The sequence below is a fragment of the Bordetella genomosp. 13 genome (assembly GCF_007679965.1).
Taxonomy (GTDB): Bacteria; Pseudomonadota; Gammaproteobacteria; order Burkholderiales; family Burkholderiaceae_B; genus Bordetella.
This window is the reverse complement of record NZ_VEHL01000004.1, coordinates 170,480-188,483: the sequence shown is the minus strand read 5'-3', so window position 1 is coordinate 188,483 and position 18,004 is coordinate 170,480. Positions and strand designations below refer to the sequence as shown.

Sequence of the window (18,004 nt, the reverse complement as noted above, 5' to 3'; positions counted from 1 at the left end):
TAGTCTTACGGTAATGGGCTTATATCCTACCGGAGCCTTGCTCCGCCTGGGTGGCGGGTGCGGTTACAGCTGCCACCGGTTGTACGGGGCCCGGCGGGATGACGTGCGGCGCAGACCGTGCGTCGTCGGGATCGGGCTCGTCGTCGGCCCCGGCATGGTCCCAGCCGCGGCGGGGATCGAAGCTCATGGCGGCCAGCATGGTCAGTATGACCACCAGGCCGAACGCCGCCGCGCCCGGGCCGGCACTGATCGTCATCAGCCCCGGGAAATCGGCCAGCGCGGCCAGAACGATCACCACGAACACGTCCAGCATCGACCACTGGCCGATGAACTCCACCATCTCGTACATGCGGGTGCGCGAGCGCAGGTTGCCGGTACGGCGACGCTGCGTCGACCACGCCAGGATGGCCAGGGCCAGCAGCTTGGTCAGCGGCACCATCACGCTGGCCACGAAGACGATCAGGGCGATGTCCCACGACCCGCCGTTCCACAGTTCGACCACGCCGCCCAGGATGGTGTGCTCGCTATCGCCCAGCAGCGACGTGATGCTCATCACGGGCAGCACGTTGGCGGGAATGTAGAGGATGCTGGCGGCGATCATCAGGGCCCAGGTGCGCGACAGGTGATCCGGCTTGCGCACGTGCAGGACCGCATCGCAGCGCACGCATTGGTGCGGATCGCCGGCATGGTCGGCATCGCCCGGCAGGGCCTGCACCTGGCCGCAGACGTGGCAGCCGGCCAGCACCTGGCCAGACTGCGGATCGGGGATGTGCACGGGCGCAACGCCGCGCGCTTCGGCATGGCGCCACAGCGCGTGCGGCGACAGGCGGCCCAGCAGCGTCAGCAGCAGCGTGAGAAGGAAGAACGCCCCCAGCCCGATCTCGGGGTGTACGGCGGCCATGCCGGCCAGCTTGACCACCGACACCAGCAAGCCCAGCAGGAACACGGGCACCATGCTCCAGGGCCGCAGCAAGGACAGCAGGCGGATCGCCGTGGCCATGCCCGGCGCGGCGCGGCCCTGCGCCAACGGAACCAGCAACCATGCCAGCAGCAACAACTCGAGCAGGGGCAGCACGAATCCGGCCATGCCGGTCATGATGGCGACGACCTCGTGGCCCTGCTGCCAGGTGATGGATACCGCGTCCAGCAGCGTGGCCCGCTGCACCACGCCCTGCACACTGAGGCTGGCCACCGGATAGGCATTGGCCAGCGCGAACACGACCAGCGCGGTGATGACCAACGCCAGCCATTCGGCTGGCGTCAGGCGGCTGTAGCGCCACAGCAGCGTACCGCAACGCCCGCAGACGGCGGCCTCGTCGCGTTGCAAGGCGCGCCGGCGATAGACGCTGGCGCAGTGCTCGCAGGCGATGAGCGGCTCGCGATCCAAGGTGTGCTGCTTACTCGGCCAGGGCGACTTCCTGCTTGGCCGCGGGATCGCCCGACGACTTGTCCTGGTCGAAGCGCAGCACGACCTTGTCGTCCTTCACGTCGACCGTGACGTTGCCGCCATCGACCAGCTTGCCGAACAGCAGCTCGTCGGCCAGCGCGCGGCGGATGGTGTCCTGGATGAGGCGCTGCATCGGCCGCGCGCCCATGACGGGATCGAAGCCCGCGCGGGCAAGGTGCTCGCGCAGCGCGTCGGTGAAGACGGCCGCCACGCGGCGTTCGTGCAACTGGTCTTCCAGCTGCATGAGGAACTTGTCGACCACGCGCAGGATGATGTCGCGCGTGAGCGCGCCGAACGGAATGATCGCGTCCAGGCGGTTGCGGAACTCGGGCGTGAACATGCGGCGGATCTCCGCCATCTCGTCGCCCGCCACCCTGCTGTTGGCGAAGCCGATGGACGGACGGTTCAGGGTCTCGGCGCCCGCGTTGGTCGTCATGACGATGATGACGTTGCGGAAGTCCGCCTTGCGGCCGTTGTTGTCCGTCAGCGTGCCGTGGTCCATGACCTGCAGCAGGATGTTGAAGATGTCCGGATGCGCCTTCTCGATCTCGTCCAGCAGCAGCACGCAGTGCGGCTGCTTGGCGATGGCCTCGGTCAGCAGGCCGCCCTGGTCGAAGCCGACGTATCCCGGCGGCGCGCCGATCAGGCGCGACACCGCGTGGCGTTCCATGTATTCGGACATGTCGAAGCGCAGCAGCTCGACGCCCAGCGTGAATGCCAGCTGGCGCGCGACTTCGGTCTTGCCCACGCCGGTGGGACCCGAGAACAGGAAGGCGCCGATGGGCTTGTCGGGCTTGCCCAGCCCGGAACGCGCCATCTTGATGGCGGCCGCCAGCGCTTCGATGGCTAGGTCCTGCCCGAAGACCACGGTCTTCAGGTCGCGCTCCAGCGTGGCCAGCTTGCTGCGGTCGTCGTTGGACACCGACTGCGGCGGGATGCGCGCGATCTTCGAGACGATGCTTTCGATGTCGCCCTTGCCGATGACCTTCTTCTGCTTCGAGCGCGGCAGCAGGCGCTGCGCGGCGCCGGCCTCGTCGATGACGTCGATGGCCTTGTCGGGCAGGTGGCGGTCATTGATGTAGCGCGCGGACAGCTCGGCAGCGGCGCTGAGCGCTGCGGCCGAGTAGCGCACGTTGTGGTGCTCTTCGAAGCGGCTCTTCAGCCCGCGCAGGATCTGCACGGTCTGCTCGACGCTGGGCTCGGGCACGTCGATCTTCTGGAAGCGGCGCGACAGGGCGTGGTCTTTCTCGAACACGCCGCGATACTCGGTGTACGTGGTGGCGCCGATGCACTTCAACTGGCCCGACGACAGCGCGGGCTTGAGCAGGTTGGAGGCATCCAGCGTGCCGCCCGATGCCGACCCGGCGCCGATCAGCGTATGGATCTCGTCGATGAACAGGATGGAGTCGGGGTTGCTGCGCACCTGCTTCAGCACGCCCTTCAGGCGCTGTTCGAAGTCGCCGCGGTACTTGGTGCCGGCCAGCAGCGCGCCCATGTCCAGCGCGTAGACCTGCGCAGCCTGCAGCACCTCGGGCACCTCGCCGCGCGTGATGCGCCACGCCAGGCCTTCGGCGATGGCGGTCTTGCCCACGCCTGCCTCGCCCACCAGCAGCGGGTTGTTCTTGCGGCGGCGGCACAGCACCTGGATCACGCGCTCGACCTCGTGCTCGCGGCCGATCAGCGGATCGATGCGGCCCGCCAGCGCGGCGGCGTTGAGGTCGGTGGCGTACTGGTCGAGCGGGGACTGGCGGCTTTCGCTCTGCTCTTCCCCGTTGGTCTGCTGCTCTTTCTGCACGGCGGAGGTCTCCTCCTGCGGCTGCTTGGTGATTCCGTGGGACAGGAAATTGACCACGTCCAGCCGGGTGACGCCCTGCTGCTGCAGGTAATAGACGGCGTGCGAATCCTTCTCGCCGAAGATGGCGACCAGCACGTTCGCGCCGGTGACCGGCTTCTTGCCGGTACCGCCCGCGGACACGTGCATGATGGCGCGCTGGATGACGCGCTGGAAGCCCAGGGTGGGCTGGGTATCGACCTCGGCGCCGCTGGGAATGACGGGGGTGTTCTCGGTGACGAACTGGCGCAGGTTGCGGCGCAGGTCGTCAAGATTGGCGGCGCACGCGCGCAGCACCTCCACGGCCGATGCATTGTCCAGCAGCGACAGCAGCAGATGCTCCACGGTAATGAATTCATGTCGGGCAGAGCGAGCCTCGACAAATGCCATATGCAGGCTGACTTCAAGCTCTTGGGAAATCACGCTTCCTCCGTAACGCATCGAAGCGGTCACGTACACGTTTCATATTCTATGCCGATCATGGCGTAACGCCAGAGATTTCAAATTTCAGACCGGCATACCGGCCCTGCTCGTCCATGACGGTCAACGCATACCGTCCATTACGCGACAGGGACAAACTTTGCTGCTGGCCCGCTGCGCCCTGTCGGTGCACCCGGCCGTCCAACATCCACCATACCTCGCCCCGCGCGCCGGTCACGCCGACATCCAGCGTGACGCTGTGCTGCCCCGGCACCGGCCGCAGCACCGAACCGTCGGCCACGCCCTCGATCCGCAACGGCCCTTGCGCCACGTCGGCGTAGCCGGGAAACGAGGGCGGGACGGTATCGTCCAGCGCCCAGGCCCGCCGCGCCTCGGGGCACCGCCCATCGGGCGAGCTGCCCTGCCGCCAGCCCAGCGGCCAGCACGTGACGACCGCCTTGACCGAGGCCGGCTGCATCCGGACCACCGGCGACCCGGCGGGCAGCGCCTGCACGATATCGTGCAGCAGGGGCGCGGCCACGTTGGCGCCGAAGAACCCGGGATTGGGCGTGCCGTCGGGACGGCCGACCCAGACCCCGATGGTCCAGTGGTCGGTGACGCCCACGGCCCACGCATCGCGAAAGCCGAAGCTCGTGCCGGTCTTCCAGGCCAGCCGTCGTCCCGGGGCGCCGCCCTGGAAAAAGGGCCGGTCGGGGTCGCCCCCGGCCTCGAGGATGTCACGGATGATCCATGCCGCCCCCACACTCATCATACGGGACTCGACGCGCGGGTCCGCCGGGTCCAGCCGGGGCTTGCCGGCCAATCCGCCGCGGGCCAGCGCACGATAGGCGCCCACCAGTTCTTCCAATGTGGTGCCGCCCCCGCCCAAAATCAAGCTCAGGTTCGGCTGGGCTCCCGCCGGCATGCGCAGGAAGACGCCTCCTCCCAGCATAACCGATGCGAAGCGGGTGGGTCCGACACGGTCCAGCAGGTCGACGGCCGGCACGTTCAGCGAGCGCTGCAGGGCCTGCGCCACGCTGACCGGACCCGAGAAAGTGGCCTGGAAATTACCCGGCGCGTACCCGCCGAAGGACATGGGCGCGTCCATCAACAGGCTTTCGGAGTGGATCAGGCCCTCGTCCAGCGCCAGGCCGTACAGGAACGGCTTGAGCGTCGAGCCCGGCGAGCGCACGCCCCGCACCATGTCCACGTGGGCGTATCGGGAATCGTCGGAGAAATCGGCGGAACCGGCATAGACCTTGATGGCCAGACTGTCGTTGTCCATGACCAGGGCCGCCATCGACACCTTGGGCGGCAGCACGTCCACGCGGTCCAGCAGCATCTGCTCGACCACGCTCTGCATCTCGGCATCCAGATTGGAGCGCACCAGCGACGCGTCGGCGCCGCGCCGCCGCGCGGCCATCAGGCGCTGCGCGGCCAGCGGCGCCAGCCAGCGGGCGCGCAGCGGCGGCGCCAAGACGTTCTCGATCTTGGCGTCCGCCACGATCTCGGGCGTCCAGACGCCCAGCTCGGCCATGCGGTCCAGCACCTTGTCGCGGGCGGCCTGGGCAGCTTGCGGATGGCGGTCGGGGCGCAGGCGCGACGGGGCCTGCGGCAGCGCCACCAGCAGCGCGGCCTCGGCGCGGCTCAACTGAGCGGCGGGCTTGCCCAGCCACAGGCGCGAGCCCATCTCGGCGCCCTGCACGATGCCGCCCATGGGCGCGTGCGTCAGGTACAGCGACAGGATCTCGTCCTTGCTGTAGTGCAGCTCCAGCTGCACCGCGCGCCAGATCTGGCGCAGCTTGGCGGACATCAGGCGCGAGGGCTGGCCGGCCAGCGCCGGATCGGCCAGCCGCGCCACCTGCATGGTCAGGGTGGAACCGCCGGACACGATGCGGCCGGTGGTGGCCCACTGCCAGCCGGCGCGCACCAGCGACAGCGGATTGAAGCCCGGATGCCAGTAGAACCAGCGGTCTTCGTAGGTCAGCAGCGCCTGCACGTACAGCGGCGAGACCTGCGAGGGCTGCACCGGGTAGCGCCAGGCGCCGTCCCGGCTGGGATAGGTGCGCAACGGCGTGCCGTCCTCGGCCACCACGACCGCGGCGCCGGCCGCGCCGATGCGCGGCAGCGGCATCAGGCGGTCCAGCACGAGCACCGCCAGCACCAGGATCAGCAGCGTGCCGCCCGCCGCGATGGCCGCCCGCCTGGCGCGGCGGCGCCAGGCGGCGGAACGGCCCGACTGCTGCTTCACGATCCCGGCGTTCCCCGATCCAGGATCTGGATGTCGCTCCAGGGCGTATCCACGCCGCGCACCTCGGGACGGTACATGTCCTCGGCCACCGTGGACGGCACGTGGAAGCGGCCCGGCGTGACCACGCGCACCAGGTAGAACACGTCGACCTTGCCGCGTCCCAGCGACACCGCGGCCACGTAACGGTCGTCACGGAACTCGCGGTGCTTGATGTTGGGATCGGACAGCGCGTCGGTCACGCGGCGTCCGCCGATGGTCCAGTCCTGGGTGTCCTGGGCCTGCGACAGGTTCAGGTTCTCGACCTCGAAGCCGGCCGGCACGCGGTCGACGATCAGGCCATCCGGCACGAGCTGGCGCGCGTCGGCCTCGATGCGCACCACCATCATGTCGCCGGTGCGCAGCGTGCCGCCGTTCCACAGCTCGCCCTCCGGCGTGTACCAACTGCGCTTGAGGCGGATGATGTCGCTGCGCGGCGCAGGCGGCTGCAGCGTGGTGCCCTGGATGTCGAACTCGGCGTACAGCGGCTGGCTGCCGGTGTTGCGCACCTGCAGCGTGGCCAGCTGGGCCGGCGTGATGGCCACGGTCTGGTCGGCCTTGCCCGTCATCGCCTGCTCGCCGGCGCCCGCGGCGCGGGTCAGCGCCGCTTGCCACGGGCTGCCGTCGCCGGCGGAACGCGCCGCCAGCAGCAAGGCCATCTGTTCCTGCGTGGACAGGTACGAACGCTTGCCCAGGCGCGCCGCCACCTGGTCCAGCAGGGTTTCCGCACGCGCGTCGCGCAGGCCGTACTGCATGGCGATGGCATAGGCCAGCGCGTAGTCGCGCACGCCGCTGCCGTAGTCGCCCAGCCAGTCGTCGTAGTACGAATTCTGCCGGCCCAGGCCGTACGGACGCGTCATCGCCGCATCCAGCGCCGCCTTCATGCGACCCTCGTCGCCCATCAGCTTGAAGGCCGCGGCCAGCTGCACCAGCGGCAGCGGCGAACGGGCGCGCTCGCCGTAGTTGTCGTACAGCAGGCGCAGGGCCGACAGCGGCACCTTGCCGTCGCGGGCCAGCGCCAGCGAGGCCGTGGCCAGGCCGGCGAAGCGCTGGTGATCGCGGCGCAGGGTCTCGGCGTCATTGCTGTCGAAACGGCCCGTGGCGACGTTGCGCTGCAGGTTGGCCGACCACGTGCCGAAGTTGCCCGAGGCCTGCTGCACCTGCGCCAGCAGCCAGTTGCGCGAACCCTCGAACGTGGCCTGCGGCACCTCGAAGCCCTGGTCGCGCGCGTCCTGCATGAAGCCTACCGCATAGGCGGTCAGCCACACGTCGCGCGACGAGACATCGCCCCACAGCGAGTACGCGCCGGTGGAGCCGCGCATGCCCGACAGGCGCTGCAGCGCGCCGGCCACCTTCGTCTGGCGCGCCTGCATGGTGAGCGCCTTCAGGCCGAAGCGCTTGGCGGTGGCCTCGTCGATCAGCACCCACGGCAGGGTGGCGCTGATGGTCTGCTCGGTGCAGCCATACGGATAGTTCAGCAGGCCATCGACCAGGCGGTTCACGTTGATCGGCGGGCGGTTCGACAGCGTCAGGCTGATCGTCGCCGAATCCGCGTAGTAGCTGCGGATCCAGTCGGCCTGGCCGGCCAGCGTCTCGCCCGGCGCCAGGCGCAGGCGCCGCACGTTGCGCTCGGGCGAGTGCGCGGGCTGCACCTGCAGCACCGACTCGCGCACGATGCGGATCGGCTCGGGACCGCCATCGGCGTTGACCGACAGGCGCATCATCCCCAGGCCGTACGAGCCCGTGGTGGTGGCCGTGAAGCGCACGGTGGCGCGCTGCTTGTCGCGCAGCGAGACGGTGCGGGTACTGTCGGCGATGGCCAGCGGATCCAGCGCCTGCAGGGTCACCGTGACCTTCTGCGGCGCGCCGCTCAGGTTGGTCAGGTCCAGCGCGATGGCGGCCTGGTCGCCCGGCGTGATGAAGCGCGGCGTGTTCAGCTCGGCCACGATGGGCGCGGCCACCTGCATCTGCGCGTCGGCGCTGCCGTAGCGCTCGGCGTCGAAGGCCACGGCCATCAGGCGCAGCGTGCCGTTGAAGTCGGGCACGTCCAGCGGGATGTCCGCCTCGCCCTGGTCGTTGAGCTTGACCGGACCGGAGTACAGGTCGACCAGCTTGACCTTCTTGGGCAGGCTGTTGGTGTTGCCGCGTCCGGCGGCGTCGCCGCCCCACTTCAGGCGTCCGGCCGTGCCGTCCATCTTCTCGATCAGCTTGCCGTACATGTCCAGCAGGTCGGGCGCGTAGCGGTGCTTGCCGAAGAAGAAGTCGAACGGATCGGGCGTCTTGTAGTTGGTGATGTTGAGGATGCCGACGTCGACCGCCGACAGCGTCACCATCGCCTGGCCGCCTTGCGCACCGGCCACCTTGACGCGCACATTGGCGCGCGTCTCGGGCTTGATCTTGGCGGGCGCGGTCAGTTGCACCGACAGCTTGCGGTCGTCGTTGTTCAGGGGCAGGTACACCAGGCCCACGGCGCGCGCCGGCGTGACGCGGTCGCCCTGGCTGCCCGGACGCAGCACCGTGGCCGACACGTACAGGTCGTTGCGCTTCCAGGCCGGATCCAGCGGGATCTCGACCTCGGTGCCGGCGGTGCTTGCCGCGACCCACTTGGACCACAGCATGCGATCGCCCTCGACCGTCACCAGCGCCTGGCCGTCGTGCGGCGGAACGATGGTCACCTTGACCTTGTCGCCCAGCCTGGCAGGGACGCCCGCCAGCTTCATCTGCACGCGGTCGGGCCGGTTGCCGACGGCTTCGGCGTCCTGCGCGCCCCAGCCCGCATAGAAGCGGTAGCGCTGCATCTGGCCGGTTTCCGGATCGGTGATCTCCAGGCGATACGTGCCGTAGCCAACGGCCAGCGTCAGCGAGGTGCGGCCGGCGATGTCGAAGCTGCGCGAGTCGGTCAGTTCGTCGTTGACGACGTAGCCGCTGTTCCAGCCGCGCTGGTCGTCGTAGCGCCAGTAATAGCGGCGGTCTTCGCGGAACAGGCGCATCTTCGCCTGCTTGAGCGGCATGTCCTTGCCCTGCGCGTCGACGCGGATCACCTCGAAGCCTGCCGGCGCGCCTTCGCGTGCGACGTCGTTGTCGAACAGCGGGCGCACGGCGATCAGCTTGTCGGCGGGCCACATCGTGCGCTGCAGGGTGCGGACCACCGGCCGGCCGCCCGACTCGAGCAGGCTGGCGGTGACGCCGACCAGCATGGGCGACTTCGCGCCGCCCGCCAGCTCGTCCAGGTCCAGGTCCAGCGTGGCATGGCCCTGCTCGTCGACCTCGGTGTCGGGCAGGCTCTGGCGCTTGAAGGAATTGTCGTCGGCGATGTCGCCGAAGATGAAGCCCGGCCACTGTTGCGGCAGCGCGATGCGCTCGCGGCGGGCGAAGGCGGTGGACAGCAGGCGGTTGCCCGCGGCGGGCGCGCCGTACAGGTAGTCGCCCTGCACGTCGACGCTGAGCGGCTGGCCCGGCAGCAGCGCGCCTTCGGGTGCGGTCAGCGCCAGCTTCATGCGCTCGGGCAGGAACTCCTCGACATTGAACCACCACGTCGTGTCGGCGGTGCGGCTGGCCGGGTCGACCCGCAATTCCAGCGACCACGCGCCGGTCTGCGCGTCGACGGGGATGTCGATGCGCTGCTCGACGTAGTTGGCCGCCTGGGCATGCGGATGCCACAGCGCCGTGCGCGCCACGCGGCCATCGGGGCGCTTCAGCGTGGCCGTCAGCGGCGCGGACGGCAGCGGCTTGCCGCCGGGGTCGCGCGGCAGCACCGACACCGTGAAGGTCTCGCCCGGCCGGTACAGGTCGCGGCCGGAATACACGAACAGGTTGTTGTTGCGCGCCGGATGGCCGCCGATGTCGAACTCGGACAGGTCCAGCGACGGTTCGCCCAGCGCCAGCACCGTCATTTCCTGGCCGCGCGAGGCGCGGATCAGGCGGGCGGCCAGGTGGCTGCCGTCGAAGCGCACGTGCCCGTCGCCGTCGGCGGCAGCCTTGGCCAGCACCTTGCCGGCCTGGTCCACCAGCTCGACCTGGGCGCCGGACACCGGCTGGCCGGTCTTCAGCGACACCGTATAGCCCTCGATACGGTCCGGATAGCGGCGCACCATCAGGCCCATGTCGCTGACGTAGAAGTACGTGACCTGCGATTCGTAGCGGAAACGGCCGGGCTGGCTCATCACCGCGATGTAGATGCCCGGCTGCTTCAGCTCGGCGATGCTTTCCACCGGCAGGAAGGTGACGTGGCGGCGGTTCGGCGTGGGATCGGTGACGAAGCGACCCTGGTAGACGCTTTCGGTCAGCGAGTGCAGGCGGTCCAGTTCGTAGTTGCCGATGGAGCCCTTCAGGCTGCGGTTCTCGGAATAGCGCCAGTCGTCCTCGTAGTCGCCTTCCTCGGAATCATCGCCGGACTCGGCATCGGCCTCGGCGTCCTTGGCGGACGGCGGACCGATGCGCAGCACGTCGCCGAAGAACTCGGGCATGCGTTCGGGCGGCACGCGCAGGAACTGCACGTCGACCTCGGCCTGGTTGACCGTGACCACGGGCAGGCCGCCGTTCTGGCCGGCCGGCAGCACCACGCCGCGGCTGGCGAAGTAGTACGACGGCGGCATGGCCTGCGTGCTGACCTGGCAGTAGCCGGCGGCGGGCAGCTCGGTCTTGGCGGTCTCGGCGGGCAGGCCGGCGCGCACGCGCACGGTGTAGGCGCGCTGTGGCTGCACGTAAGGGAAGAACACCACGCGCGGGTTGTCGCCGACCACCCAGCGGCCCTGGGCCGTCTTGCCCTTGACGCCGGGGTCGCCCGACTTGATGGCGCCCGGGCCGGCAGCCTCGCCGGCACCGGCCGCAGCCGCGTCGTCCGCCTGCGCGGCCTCGACGGGGTCGCCGTCGGCATCCTTCGAGGCCGGACCGGTCTCGATCACTTCGAGGAAAGTATCCAGGTTGGCGCGCCGGTCGACCGGCTGCGTGAAGGTGACGGCCAGCGCGGGCGCGTCGCCGTATTCACGCTCCTGGCAACTCAGCGCGGAGAAAGGGTCGGCCTGGCCGACCATCGCGCTGGCCGGCAGGGGAGCCGGCTGCGCGACGGGCGCGGGCGCCTTGACCGGTGCGGGCGTGCCGGAGGCCGCCTGCCGCTGGGTCGCCACCGGCTTGGCCGGCTGCGTCACCGACGGCTGGCTGCCGCCCCGCCCCACCCACCATCCCCCCGCCGCCGCGGCAACGACGACCACGGCGACGCCTAAGGCCAGAGCGGCCCCATTCCTCTTTCCCGACACAGCTCACCTCACGCGACCTGAATTCTGATTCTCGCGTCAGCCGGCTTGCTCGAGGCTGCGCGCCGCTTGCTTACTTGTTAGAAAGGCAACGCTAGACAGGCTCCATCACGCATTGAAGCGGATGTTGCCGCGCGCGGGCGTACTGCGCGACCTGGGCTATCCGGGTCGCCGCGACGTCGCGCGGATAAACGCCGCACACGCCCCGGCCTTCGTGGTGGACCTGCAGCATGATGCGCGTCGCTTCTTCATGGCTCTTGCCGAAGAATTTCTGCAGGACTTTCACCACGAATTCCATGGGCGTGTAGTCGTCGTTCAGCAGCAGGACCTGGTACATGGGCGGCGGCGCGGCTTTCGCGGGCGCCTTTTCCACGACCTGATCGTGCTGGGTATCCAAGGAAGAACTCATAGGGCGGCTATTCTAGTTAAACGGCGCAACGCGTTCGCTGCAATTACGTAAAATTACATGCAGACATGCGTAGTTTCCATACTTGACGTGACAAAGAAAAGCAGCGCATTATCAGCGCATTCGGGAGGCTTACAAATCGCTGTTGGCCACACCGGACGCCTGGGAGGGAAGGGGCTATAACGGCTCTTCTATCAACATACGATTCAATGAGGCAGTCCGCATGTCTGATACGACCGCTACCGCTGTCCAAGGGGACAATCCTAAATCGACGGGTACCGTCAAATGGTTCAACGATGCCAAGGGTTTCGGGTTCATTACCCCTGACGACGGCGGAGAAGATCTGTTCGCGCATTTCTCGTCCATTCAAATGAACGGCTTCAAAACGCTCAAGGAAGGCCAGAAGGTCTCGTTCGAGATCATCCAGGGTCCGAAGGGCAAGCAGGCGCTGAATATTACGTCAGCCTGACGCCGGCCGTTCGGAGTCAGCAAAACCTACACGCTGGCGCGGTGCGCCGAGTATCATGCAGGGCGGGCTGACACCCGCCTTTTTTGTCGCCCGTCGTCCGCCCATTTTCCGCCGTTCTCCTTCCCATGTCGAACCTCCGCGCGCGCCTGTCGCCCTGCTTCCTCGCTCTACGCCTGGCCGCCCTGCTGGCCCTGGCTCCGGCCCTGCCGATGCCCGCCGCGGCCCAGGGCCCCTTGCCTGCCGGCCCGCAGCCGAAGCTGGCCACCACGCCGCTGTCGATCGGCATCCACGCCATCCAGGCCGAAGTCGCCGACACAGAGGAAGAGCGCCGCATCGGCCTCATGTTCCGCGAAACCCTGCCGGGCAACGAGGGCATGCTGTTCGTCTTCGACGCGCCCGACGTCCAGTGCTTCTGGATGCGCAACACGCTGGTGCCGCTGTCGGCCGCCTTCATCGCCGACGACGGCACCGTCGTCAACATCGAGGACATGGCGCCCAAGACCGATACGCCGCACTGCAGCCGCAAGCCCGTGCGCTACGTGCTGGAAATGGCCCAGGGCTGGTTCGCCGAACGTGCCCTGAAGGCCAACGCCAAGGTCGACGGGCTGCCCTGACACGAAGCACGCGCCAAGAAAAGGGAGCCCGCGGGGGCTCCCTTTTTTTGACGGCGTCGCCGGGCCAGGCCAGTGGTGTCCCCGGATGGGCGCCGCGCCCGGCCGTCCGCGAGGCCAGCCAACGGCTTCGCGGTCGGCGTGGCCCGACCCGCTTACACCCGCTCGATCACCAGCGCGATGCCCTGCCCCACGCCGATGCACATCGTGCACAGCGCATAGCGGCCGCCGGTGCGGTGCAGCTGGTTGACGGCGGTGGTGACCAGGCGCGCGCCGCTGGCGCCCAACGGGTGGCCCAGCGCGATAGCGCCGCCGTTGGGGTTGACGCGTGCGTCATCGTCGGCGATGCCCAGGTCGCGCAGCACGGCCAGGCCTTGCGCCGCGAAGGCTTCGTTCAGTTCGATCACGTCCATCTGCGCCAGCGTCAAGCCGGTCTGCGCCAGCACCTTGCGGGTGGCCGGCGCCGGGCCCATGCCCATGATGCGCGGCGGCACGCCGGCCGTGGCCATGCCCACCACGCGGGCGCGCGGGGTCAGGCCATGGCGGGCGGCGCTCTGCTCGTCGGCCAGCAGCAGCGCGGCAGCGCCGTCGTTCACGCCCGAGGCGTTGCCGGCCGTGACCGAACCGCCCTCGCGCACCACGCCCTTGAGCTTGGCCAGCGATTCCAGGCTGGTTTCGCGCGGGTGCTCATCCTTGGAGACGATGACCGGGTCGCCCTTCTTCTGGGCGATGGACACCGGGGTGATTTCCGCGTCGAAGAAGCCCGACTGCTGGGCGCGCACGGTCTTGGTCTGGCTGGCCAGCGCGAACTTGTCCTGGTCTTCGCGGCTGATGCCGAAGTCGTCGGCCACGTTCTCGGCGGTCTCGGGCATGGAGTCCACGCCATATTGCGCCTTCATCAGGCGGTTGACGAAGCGCCAGCCGATGGTGGTGTCGTAGATGGCCGCGTCGCGCGCATAGGCGGTGTTGGCCTTGCCCATGACGAAGGGCGCGCGGCTCATGCTTTCCACGCCGCCCGCCAGCATCAGGTGCGCCTCGCCGGCGCGGATGGCGCGCGCGGCGCTGCCAACGGCGTCCAGGCCCGATCCGCACAGGCGGTTGAGCGTGGCGCCCGGCACGTCGACCGGCAGGCCGGCCAGCAGCGTGGCCATGTGGGCCACGTTGCGGTTGTCCTCGCCGGCCTGGTTGGCGCAGCCGAACAGCGTGTCGTCCAGCTGGTCCCATTGCACGTTGGGGTTGCGCGCCATCAAGGCCTTGAGCGGAATGGCGGCCAGGTCGTCGGTGCGGACCGAGGCCAGCGCGCCGCCATAGCGGCCGAAGGGCGTGCGGATGGCGTCGCAGATGAAGGCATGCAGGGTGGTCATGGAGTGTCTCGTCTCGTTGTCTGGGAAAAATTCCGGATGGCCATCGATGGTATCGCAGGGTCGAGGCGGCCGATGAGGGAAAGGCCATGCCGTCCATGCAATGGACGGCCGATACGTTCACGAGACGGACGAATCACGCCGACGCGGCACGGGCGCCGCGCGCCGCCTCCAGCGTGGCCTGGCGCCGGAAGCGGCCCGCCGCCAAGTGGTAGAACGGCTGCGGGCAGAACTGCCGCGCCACCACCGACGCGACGAGCGACGCCGCCAGCAGCCAGAACAGCAGCGGCTGGCTGCCCGTCATCTCCATCACCACCACGCTGGCGGTCAGGGGCGCCTGCGTCGCGGCCGCCAGGAACGCGGCCATGGACAGCAGCACGATCAACCGCTCGTCGAGCGCCCCGCCGGTCCACTGCCACAGCTCGTGGCCGATGCCCGCGCCGGTGGTCAGTGCGGGCGTGAAGATGCCGCCCGGGATGCCCGCCCAATACGACGCCACCGTGGCGGCCAGCTTGGCCAGTCCGAATCCATCGGCCGGCGTCGCGTCGCCGGCCAGCAGGCCGGCGGCGGTCTCGTAGCCCGTGCCGTATACCGCGCCGCCGGTCAGCGCGCCCAGGCAGGCCACGGCCAGTCCCAGGCCGGCCGCGGCCAGCACAGGATGGCGGCGCAACCGGTCGCGCCAGGCGATGGGCGCCACGCCGGGCAGGCCCTTGCCCAGCAGGCGCGCGAAGACGCCTCCCAGCACGCCGTTGACCAGGCCGCACAGCAGCACCCACAGCAGCATGTCCGAGCCGGAGGCCTGCCCCGCGAACTGGCCGAAATACGGGTTGTTGCCCGCCAGGGCCACGACCATGAAGCCCGAGGCCAGCACGCCGATCATCACCAGCCGCTGCCAGCGCAGCGACGTGCCGCGTCCCAGTTCCTCGATGGCGAACACCACGCCGGCCAGCGGCGCATTGAAGGCCGCCGCCAGGCCGCCCGCGGCGCCCGCGGCGATCAGCTCACGGTGTCGCAGGCCCTGCATCGGCGCGCCCAGGCGCTCCCACAGGCGCCCCCAGGCCAGCATCACCGCCGCGCCCACCTGCACCGACGGCCCTTCCCGGCCGACCGACGCGCCGGCCAGCATGCCGGCGAAGGTCAGCGGTATTTTCCAGAGAGTCTGCCGGATCGACACCAGGCTGGTCTGGGCCGCGCCCGCCGGCAGGTTCAGCGCCCCGATGACCTGCGGGATGCCGCTGCCACCCGCATTGGGCGCGACGCGCTGGGTCAGCCAGCGCAGTCCCGCCAACGCGGCGGGCAGCACGATGAAGGCCAGCCAGCCGTGGCGCGTCGTCCATTCGCGGTTCCATTGCAGCGCCGCGTCGGCCAGCCGCGCGAACCCCAGCGATACCAGCGCCACCAGCGCGGCGCCGCCCAGCGGCAGCCCCAGGTGCAGGCTCTTGCGCGACAGCCGCCGCGTCTGCCGCCACTTGCGCCGCGCCGCCAGGCGCAGCCGCGAGGAGGGGGAAGACGGGCTAGCGGGTCGGGTGGGCGGGATGTCGGCCATGAGGCGGCGGTCGGGGCGCTCGGTTGGAGGTGTTCGGGACAACCATGAAGTGTACGCCCGCCCTGCTTACGCGGCCGGAAACGCACAAGCCCTCCGCGAGGGAGGGCTTGTTACAAGCATCGGATTCGATGCGGGCCGCGAGGCGCTGGAAATCAGCCGAAGTTCTTGGCCGCGAATTCCCAGTTCACCAGCGCCCAGAAGTTTTCCAGGTACTTGGGACGGGCGTTGCGGTAATCGATGTAGTAGGCGTGTTCCCACACATCACAGGTCAGCAGCGGCACGTCGGCGGTGGTCAGGGGGGTAGCGGCGTTGCTGGTGTTGACGATGTCCACCGAGCCGTCGGCCTTCTTCACCAGCCAGGTCCAGCCCGAACCGAAGTTGCCGGCGGCCGACTTGTTGAAGGCTTCCTTGAAGGCGTCGAAGCCGCCCCACTTGGCCTTGATGGCATCGGCCAGCTTGCCGGCGGGCTCGCCGCCGCCCTTGGGCGACAGGCTGTTCCAGTAGAAGGTGTGGTTCCAGACCTGGGCCGCGTTGTTGAACACGCCGCCCGAGGACTTCTTGACGATGTCTTCCAGCGAGGCGTTCTCGAATTCGGTGCCCGGGATCAGGTTGTTCAGGTTGGTGACATACGTCTGGTGATGCTTGCCGTAGTGGAACTCCAGCGTCTCTTTCGAGATGTGGGGGGCCAGGGCGTCCAGCTCGTAAGGCAGGGGGGGAAGAGTATGTGCCATGTGTCGGTTCCTTCTTGGTTGGGTGTACGCGATCAAGCTTGGCCATTGTATCGGCTGTCGCGGCGCCCACCGCCCTAACCCCGGGGCAACATGGGGTTAAGGATCGCAACACGATACGCCCCGCACGGGGCCGGTTGCGACGGATCGCCGCGCGTCAGTCTTCCTGGCGCACCTGCGTGACCTCGACCTCCGCGACGCCGCGCGCCAGGCTCAGGTCCAGCCGCTGCCCGGCCGCCAGTTGCGCGGCATCGCGCACGATAGCGCCGTCGGCGTCGCGCACGATCGCATAGCCGCGCGCCAGCGTGTGCTGCGGATCGAAGGCGCGCAGATGCGCCGCGGCGCTCTGCAGCCCCGTGCGGCGCGCGGCCAGCAGTCGCGCGTGGGCGCGGCGCAGTTGCTCGGCCAGCACGCGCACACCTTGTTGCGCCGGCGCGATGCGCGGCGCGCGGTGTGCCAGCCGCTGCGTCAGCAGCTCGACGCGCGCGCCGCGCCGGGCCTGCGGCGCGCGCCAGGCGGCCAGCAGCCGATGGCGCAGCGACGCCAGGCGTTCGCGCTGGTGGGCCAGGCGCTGCGCCGGCGACACCAGGCCGGCCGAGGCGCGGTCCAGCCGCTGCGCGGCCTGGTCCAGCGCCCGGCGCTGCGCACGGGCCAGCGCCTGGGCTTCCTGCCGCACGGCGCGCAGCAGCTCGGCGCGTGGCACGCAGGCCAGCTCGGCGGCCGCGGTGGGCGTAGGCGCCCGCACGTCGGCCACGAAGTCGACGATGGTGAAATCGGTCTCGTGCCCCACCCCGCTGATCACGGGGATGGCGCTGGCGGCCAGCTGGCGCGCCAGCGTCTCGTCGTTGAAGCTCCACAGGTCTTCGATGCTGCCGCCGCCACGCACCAGCAGCAGCGTGTCGACCTCGGCGCGGGCATTGGCGTGGGCCACCTGCGCGGCCAGCCGCGGCGCGGCGTCTACGCCCTGCACCGGGGCGGGATAGACGATGACGGGCACCTGCGGCGCGCGGCGCGCCAGCGCGGACAGCACGTCGCGCAGCGCGGCGGCATGCAACGAGGTGATCACGCCGATGGCGCGCGGCAGGCGCACGGGATCGCGCTTGCGCTCGGGATCGAACAGGCCTTCCTCGGCCAGTTGCGCCTTCAGCCGCAGGAACGCTTCGTAGAGATTGCCCACCCCGGCGCGGCGCATGCCGTCCGCCTGCAGCTGGAAGTCGCCGCGGGCCTCGTATAGCGAGACGCGCGCCCGGACCTCGACCTGATCGCCCGGCCGCGGCACGAAGCCGACCAGGCTGGCGCGGCTGCGGAACATGACGGCACGCACGGCGGCGCGGCTGTCCTTCAGGGTGAAGTACCAGTGCCCGGAGGCGGCCTGGGTGAAGTTGGAGACTTCTCCGCGCACCCAGATGGCGGGGATGCTGCGCTCCAGCAATTGGCCCACGGCCTGGTTCAGCTGGGCAACTGTCAGGATATCCCGCGTGAATACGTCGTTTATGACGGAGACTCCAATTGTCATGAGGCTTTCCGACGAGATATATGTCCACAGGCCGCATGAAGCGGGGCTGAATGATACCGCAAAGCGGCACGGTGGCCAGCGCGGCCTGGAGCGCTAGCAATTTCGGTATAAGTTCATGTTTCTTATACAG

At 69.4% G+C, this 18,004-nt stretch carries 11 protein-coding genes; 2 read left to right on the top strand and 9 right to left on the bottom strand.

Annotated features, from left to right (window positions below):
- Window positions 1-19: 19 nt before the first annotated feature.
- The 5 genes from FS845_RS12210 to clpS all read right to left on the bottom strand — a co-directional run bounded on the left by FS845_RS12210 (window position 20) and on the right by clpS (window position 11,646).
- Window positions 20-1,387, bottom strand: a complete 1,368-nt coding sequence (locus FS845_RS12210; RefSeq protein ID WP_144635126.1) for a PqiA/YebS family transporter subunit — start codon at window positions 1,385-1,387, stop codon at window positions 20-22.
- Window positions 1,388-1,397: 10 nt separating this feature from the next.
- Entirely contained in the window at window positions 1,398-3,719 is a 2,322-nt protein-coding gene (clpA, locus tag FS845_RS12205; RefSeq protein WP_260986273.1) for an ATP-dependent Clp protease ATP-binding subunit ClpA, read from the bottom strand.
- A 37-nt stretch (window positions 3,720-3,756) separates the two neighbouring features.
- Window positions 3,757-5,949 carry a penicillin-binding protein 1C gene (pbpC, locus tag FS845_RS12200; RefSeq protein ID WP_144635119.1) on the bottom strand — a complete coding sequence of 731 codons (2,193 nt, stop codon included), beginning with the start codon at window positions 5,947-5,949 and terminating at the stop codon, window positions 3,757-3,759.
- The gene (locus FS845_RS12195) at window positions 5,946-11,240 is read right to left on the bottom strand and encodes an alpha-2-macroglobulin family protein (RefSeq protein ID WP_144635116.1); all 5,295 of its coding nucleotides are present in this window, start codon (window positions 11,238-11,240) and stop codon (window positions 5,946-5,948) included. The genes pbpC and FS845_RS12195 overlap by 4 nt, the downstream gene beginning before the upstream one ends.
- A gap of 91 nt (window positions 11,241-11,331) precedes the next feature.
- Window positions 11,332-11,646, bottom strand: a complete 315-nt coding sequence (gene clpS, locus FS845_RS12190) for an ATP-dependent Clp protease adapter ClpS (RefSeq protein WP_144635112.1) — start codon at window positions 11,644-11,646, stop codon at window positions 11,332-11,334.
- A gap of 220 nt (window positions 11,647-11,866) precedes the next feature.
- Here clpS and FS845_RS12185 point away from each other — a divergent pair, with 220 nt between their 5' ends.
- Together FS845_RS12185 and FS845_RS12180 are read left to right on the top strand one after the other, a co-directional pair.
- Window positions 11,867-12,112, top strand: a complete 246-nt coding sequence (locus FS845_RS12185) for a cold-shock protein (protein ID WP_012417758.1) — start codon at window positions 11,867-11,869, stop codon at window positions 12,110-12,112.
- Between the two features lie 125 nt (window positions 12,113-12,237).
- Complete coding sequence (locus tag FS845_RS12180; protein ID WP_144635108.1) at window positions 12,238-12,726, top strand: DUF192 domain-containing protein; 489 nt, start codon at window positions 12,238-12,240, stop codon at window positions 12,724-12,726.
- 152 nt (window positions 12,727-12,878) lie between these two features.
- Here FS845_RS12180 and pcaF read toward each other — a convergent pair whose 3' ends face one another.
- The 4 genes from pcaF to xseA form a co-directional block, all read right to left on the bottom strand.
- Window positions 12,879-14,087 (bottom strand): 3-oxoadipyl-CoA thiolase, encoded by a 1,209-nt coding sequence (gene pcaF, locus FS845_RS12175; RefSeq protein WP_144635104.1) that lies wholly within the window; start codon window positions 14,085-14,087, stop codon window positions 12,879-12,881.
- Window positions 14,088-14,220: 133 nt separating this feature from the next.
- Window positions 14,221-15,630 carry a chloride channel protein gene (locus FS845_RS12170; RefSeq protein ID WP_144635100.1) on the bottom strand — a complete coding sequence of 470 codons (1,410 nt, stop codon included), beginning with the start codon at window positions 15,628-15,630 and terminating at the stop codon, window positions 14,221-14,223.
- 152 nt (window positions 15,631-15,782) lie between these two features.
- Window positions 15,783-16,361, bottom strand: a complete 579-nt coding sequence (sodB, locus tag FS845_RS12165; RefSeq protein ID WP_144635097.1) for a superoxide dismutase [Fe] — start codon at window positions 16,359-16,361, stop codon at window positions 15,783-15,785.
- Window positions 16,362-16,515: 154 nt separating this feature from the next.
- A complete protein-coding gene (gene xseA / locus FS845_RS12160; protein WP_144635094.1) occupies window positions 16,516-17,874 on the bottom strand; it encodes an exodeoxyribonuclease VII large subunit in 1,359 nt (452 codons plus the stop codon).
- Between the last annotated feature and the right edge of the window lie 130 nt (window positions 17,875-18,004).